General features: G+C 58.1%; 4 protein-coding genes. 2 read left to right on the top strand and 2 right to left on the bottom strand.

The annotated features are described in order from the left end of the window. The first annotated feature begins 219 nt into the window (after positions 1-219). Together ACH2EH_RS13275 and ACH2EH_RS13270 are read left to right on the top strand one after the other, a co-directional pair. Complete coding sequence (locus ACH2EH_RS13275) at positions 220-2,121, top strand: DUF6785 family protein (protein ID WP_395142412.1); 1,902 nt, start codon at positions 220-222, stop codon at positions 2,119-2,121. Positions 2,122-2,162: 41 nt separating this feature from the next. Then, positions 2,163-2,558 (top strand): hypothetical protein, encoded by a 396-nt coding sequence (locus tag ACH2EH_RS13270; protein ID WP_395142410.1) that lies wholly within the window; start codon positions 2,163-2,165, stop codon positions 2,556-2,558. On the opposite strand, the gene ACH2EH_RS13265 is transcribed toward ACH2EH_RS13270, so the two are convergent. Both ACH2EH_RS13265 and ACH2EH_RS13260 read right to left on the bottom strand, forming a co-directional pair. Beyond that, positions 2,559-3,560 carry an acyltransferase gene (locus ACH2EH_RS13265; RefSeq protein WP_395142408.1) on the bottom strand — a complete coding sequence of 334 codons (1,002 nt, stop codon included), beginning with the start codon at positions 3,558-3,560 and terminating at the stop codon, positions 2,559-2,561. A gap of 3 nt (positions 3,561-3,563) precedes the next feature. Continuing rightward, positions 3,564-4,040, bottom strand: coding sequence for a dTDP-4-dehydrorhamnose 3,5-epimerase family protein (locus ACH2EH_RS13260; RefSeq protein ID WP_395142406.1), 477 nt, complete (start codon positions 4,038-4,040; stop codon positions 3,564-3,566). Between the last annotated feature and the right edge of the window lie 285 nt (positions 4,041-4,325).

The raw sequence follows: 4,325 nt of genomic DNA, 5'->3' as shown, positions 1-4,325 counted from the left end.
AACGGCCTTCGTAGCGAAGCCTGCGACGCTCTCCGGTCCCGCCGCTCCAACCGGCGGGACTATCCCCTCGTGGTCACCGAGCGCCCAATCAGCTCCTTGAGCACGCTGATATCGTCGAGATGCTCTGTCACGGGGGCGTCACTAACTTTTGTTTTGAGTTCCATGACCATAAGACTACCCCCTCCACAGGGTTTCCGGAAAGCGTGTACAATTGGAAAGATGCAAGGAATTACACTCCGGGCGGTGCTGCTCGGGGCATTGCTGGCGGCGGTCAACGCGGTCTGGGTGACGGCGGTCGAGGTGCGCTACTACATTCTCGACGGCTCATCATTGCCGCTCTTTGTCACACCCATTTTCTTGTTGCTGCTACTGGTGGTGGGCAATACGTTTCTCGGAAAGCGAAGACTGCGCCAGGAGGAGCTACTCACGGCGTATCTGATGGCGGTGATCTCCAACACCTTCGCGGGCCACGACATGCTCCAAAATCTCTTTGGTGTGATCACGCACCCGTACTATTTTGCGGCGCAGAATCACTGGCAAGAAGTCTTTATTGAGAAGCTCCCCGCCGGGCTGTTTGTTCGCGATGAAGCGGCGCTGAACGCCTGGTACCGGGGCAATATCCCACTGGAGCGCATGCCGGGGTTCCTGGTTCACTGGATCGTGCCGCTGACTCTCTGGGGATTGTTCTTTTTGACGCTCACAGCCCACTTTCTCTGTATCACGCTGCTTGTGCGCCGTGCCTGGACCGAGAGTGAGCGCCTTGCCTTTCCCGTGATCCAGCTCCCGCTCGCCATGACGGAGCCTAGTGGCCAGCTCTTTAAGCAGCCGCTGATGTGGGCAGGCTTTGGGCTGGCGTTTCTGATTGGGCTCGTCAACGGCATTCACGAGCTCTATCCTCAAGTCCCGAATGCGCCCTGGATTAAGCTCTACGATGTGGGGCAGTTCTTCACCGCGCAGCCCTGGGAGGCGATCCGCAGCTACGGGATGCAGACCTCGCTCTACCCATTCGCTATTGGGCTGGCCTACTTCATCCCGCTGGATCTGGCATTCTCGTGCTGGTTTTCGTATCTGCTGGCACGCGGCTACTTCGTCTTCGGGCGCTTTGCCGGGCTCGATGGTCCCAGTGCGGCGCAGGGCTGGCCCTTTCTAAAAGAGATTAGCTCCGGGGCGTGGCTGGGCGTGGCGGCAGCGATTCTCTGGGCGAACCGTCGGCATTTGACAGCGGGCTTCGATGCTGCCTTTGGCAAGGGAAAGAAAACCGGCGAGGCCCGCTGGGACAGAGCGGCGTGGCTGGGACTGGCCCTCACCGGAGCATTACTCGCTTGCTGGAGTGTCTTTTTGCTCAACATGAGTCCGGTCGTAACGGCGGGCTTTTTTCTTGTTCTCATGGCGCTCTCGCTGGCGATCACGCGGGTACGGGCGGAGTTTGGGACACCGCATGAGATTGTGTTTGTGAAGCCTGCCGACATGCTGGTGACGCTCTTTGGAACCCGTGCGCTGGGCGATGTCAATCTCATCGGGATGCAGGCGATGTACTGGTTCAACCGGGGCTATCGCTGCCACCCGATCCCCAATTTTCTGGAGGGTATGAAGATGACCGAGGGCCGCAAGATGGGGCTGGCACGCCTCATCGGGGTCTTTGCAGTGGCGGCGCTAGTCTCGCTTGTCACTACCTACGCCGCCAACTACATCGTGACGTATGATGCCGGGGCACAGGGCAAGGCGACGGGTTATAAAGTGTGGGTAGGGCGCGAGTCGTTCGATCAGCTCAGCTCCTGGATCAAGACCGGGCAGCCTGCGGGCTCAACCAATCTCTACTTCTTTCTCGGTGGCCTCGCCGTTGTTGGGGCGCTCGCCGGGCTGCGCAATGCGTTTGTTACCTGGCCCTTTCATCCGACAGGCTTTGCACTGGGAGTCAGCTACGCCATGAACTACTTCTGGCTCTGCGTCTTCGTGGCCTGGTTCACCAAATTACTGCTCATCCGCTACGGCGGCATGACGGCCCACCGCCGCGCCATCCCGTTTTTCCTGGGCCTGATTCTGGGCGACTACACCGTTGGGGCGCTCTGGAGCCTGCTCTCGTTGCTCCTCGGGCAAGCAACCTATAAAATCTATATCTGAGGTTAGTAATCCGTGTTCCTAAATCATAGTACAATCAGGCCATGCACTTTTTTCAGAATGCAAAACCGACCGAGATTGGGCCGACGCATCCCCTGCGCAAGCCGTTGTTAGACGCACTGCGACCCCGTATCGAAGCCGATCTCAAGCAAAAAGTGCTCTTTCGAGTTACCAAGTTGCGCGTCCTAGGCGACCTTGCTTTTGTGGTTTGTGAGCCGCGCACGCCCGCCGATAAGCCGATTGACTTTAAGAAAACGCGCTATAAATCCGAGATTGAGCAGGGCTTCTTTGACGGCCCGACAACCTATGCGCTTCTGAAGAAAGTCAAAGGGAAGTGGAAAGCCGTCGAGCACGTCACCGGGCCAACCGATGTCGCGTGGTCGAACTGGGCGGGGCCGCCGCACAACGCACCGAAATCTCTGCTGGGCCTTCCAGAGTAGCTAGCCACCAATTAAGAGCTTGGCGAACGGGGCACGCTGGATGAGATAGATCGCCAGTGTGCTGAAGCCTAGCAGCACCGTGACTGTAACCGGCACCCCGACAGCGGGGCCGTGCCAGCGGTTGCTCAGTCCGCTCTGGGCAAGCTCTTCAAGCAGATAGGGGTGGATCAGATAGATCCCCAAAGAGAGCTGTGCCAGCTCGCGAACCCAGCGCGATTCCCGGCGAATCCACTCCCTCAGGCAAACAAAGACACCCAGGCTCTCTAGGATCACGGCGGGGGAAAAATGTCCCTGAATCACGTAGCGTAGCGCCTCGGTGGGCTCTGCATCCGCGGCACGCACCCACTCGCCAAAGATCAGATACGCCGCAGCAAGCAGCCAACCAAGAAGGCCCAGCAGAGGGGTTAGCGGGTCGCCCGTGCGCCGCTTGAGGGAGAAGCCCAGGATGTAGTAGCCCAAGTAGGGAACAAAGAGCATCCAAGCCACGCGTCCCTCCGCCTCAGGACGCCAGAAAACCGTCGCTCCCGCAATTGCCAGTGCTGTGGCTCCCAGCCACCAGCGCTCTCGGTCGCCCAGAAAGCGTATCAGGGCGCGGAGCGGCGGTGTGAGCAGATAGAGCCCGGCGACTATAAAGAGAAAGTAGAGATGGTAGTAGGGCCGCCCTTGGCGCAGAAACTCCCAGCTCTGCGGGCTCATGCCTTTAGGATTGCTCCACGCAAGATAGAAGTAGCACCAAAAGAGAAGCGGTACGCCCACGCGTAAGAAACGCTTGCGGGCAAATGCTAGGGGAGTTTCCTGCCGATCCGGGTTGAGCAAAAGTGCCCCTGAGAGCATCACAAAGACCGGCACGGCCCACTGAGACAGCGACGAGAAGGCATTGCAGATCCACCAGCCTATCGTGTCTTCCGCCAGAGGGGGGCGCCGCCCGAAGCCGCAGACATGAATCAGTAAGACCGCGATCAGTCCACAGACCCGAATGGTGTCACCGTAGGCAAGACGCATCGTTTAGCCAGGGGTCATTTGCCAGAAATCACTCCCCAGAATGTCCCAGGGCAGCCGCCGCTCGTCAGGATCGTCCAGGTTGAAGTGCTGGTTGACAAAGTACAAGATGGTGGCGTTCTGTGTGCCAATATTGGCTCCACCATGCGCGACTCCTCGGGGGATATAGAGAAGCTGTGCACGGCCTCCTCCGAGAATAATTCGCGTAGAAGTGCCCGAGGTAGGGGAGTCCTTGCGGCAATCCAAAAGTCCCACGAGTAGCCGATCGGTCGGGGGGATAAACCAAACATCTTCCTGGTTGTAGTGTAGGTGAAACGCCTTGATCGCCCCTGGGAGCACCAGGGAATACGACGACTGACGAACTTGAAACTCAGGAATAGCGAGCAGGTGACCATTCTCATCGAGACGAATCAGCTCCGCAAAGCTGCCCCCATCGTCGGTCATCAGGTTCAGCGGAAGCACACGGACACCTTCGATCGGCATCTTACGTGTGTATTCTTGTGTGGTCAGTACAGCAGCGTATTCAGGTGCAAGATCAGTTTGTTTAAGCGATTCAGACATAGTTTTCTTAGGGGCAGTATAACATAGCACTCGCGAGGATCAGGCTTTGACTAGGCGGCGAAGATAGGACGCGTATTCTGTTTTGCCGAGCTTCGTAGCGCGTATCAGGACACCATCGGCACTGATCCAGCCCGATTGGTACGCGATCTCTTCCAGACACGCAATTTTAAGATCCTGGCGATGCTCAATGGCGGCAACAAAGTTGCT

Source organism: Armatimonas sp. (assembly GCF_043760365.1).
In the GTDB taxonomy this organism is placed as follows: Bacteria; Armatimonadota; Armatimonadia; order Armatimonadales; family Armatimonadaceae; genus Armatimonas.
This window is presented reverse-complemented; position numbering and strand designations above follow the sequence as displayed.

Excerpts from the sequence above, each read along its gene's own strand:
- ACH2EH_RS13260 (WP_395142406.1), bottom strand. The coding sequence starts at position 4,040 with ATGCCGATCGAAGGTGTCCGTGTGCTTCCGCTGAACCTGATGACCGAC.
- ACH2EH_RS13270 (WP_395142410.1), top strand. The coding sequence starts at position 2,163 with ATGCACTTTTTTCAGAATGCAAAACCGACCGAGATTGGGCCGACGCAT.
- ACH2EH_RS13265 (WP_395142408.1), bottom strand. The coding sequence starts at position 3,560 with ATGCGTCTTGCCTACGGTGACACCATTCGGGTCTGTGGACTGATCGCG.
- ACH2EH_RS13275 (WP_395142412.1), top strand. The coding sequence starts at position 220 with ATGCAAGGAATTACACTCCGGGCGGTGCTGCTCGGGGCATTGCTGGCG.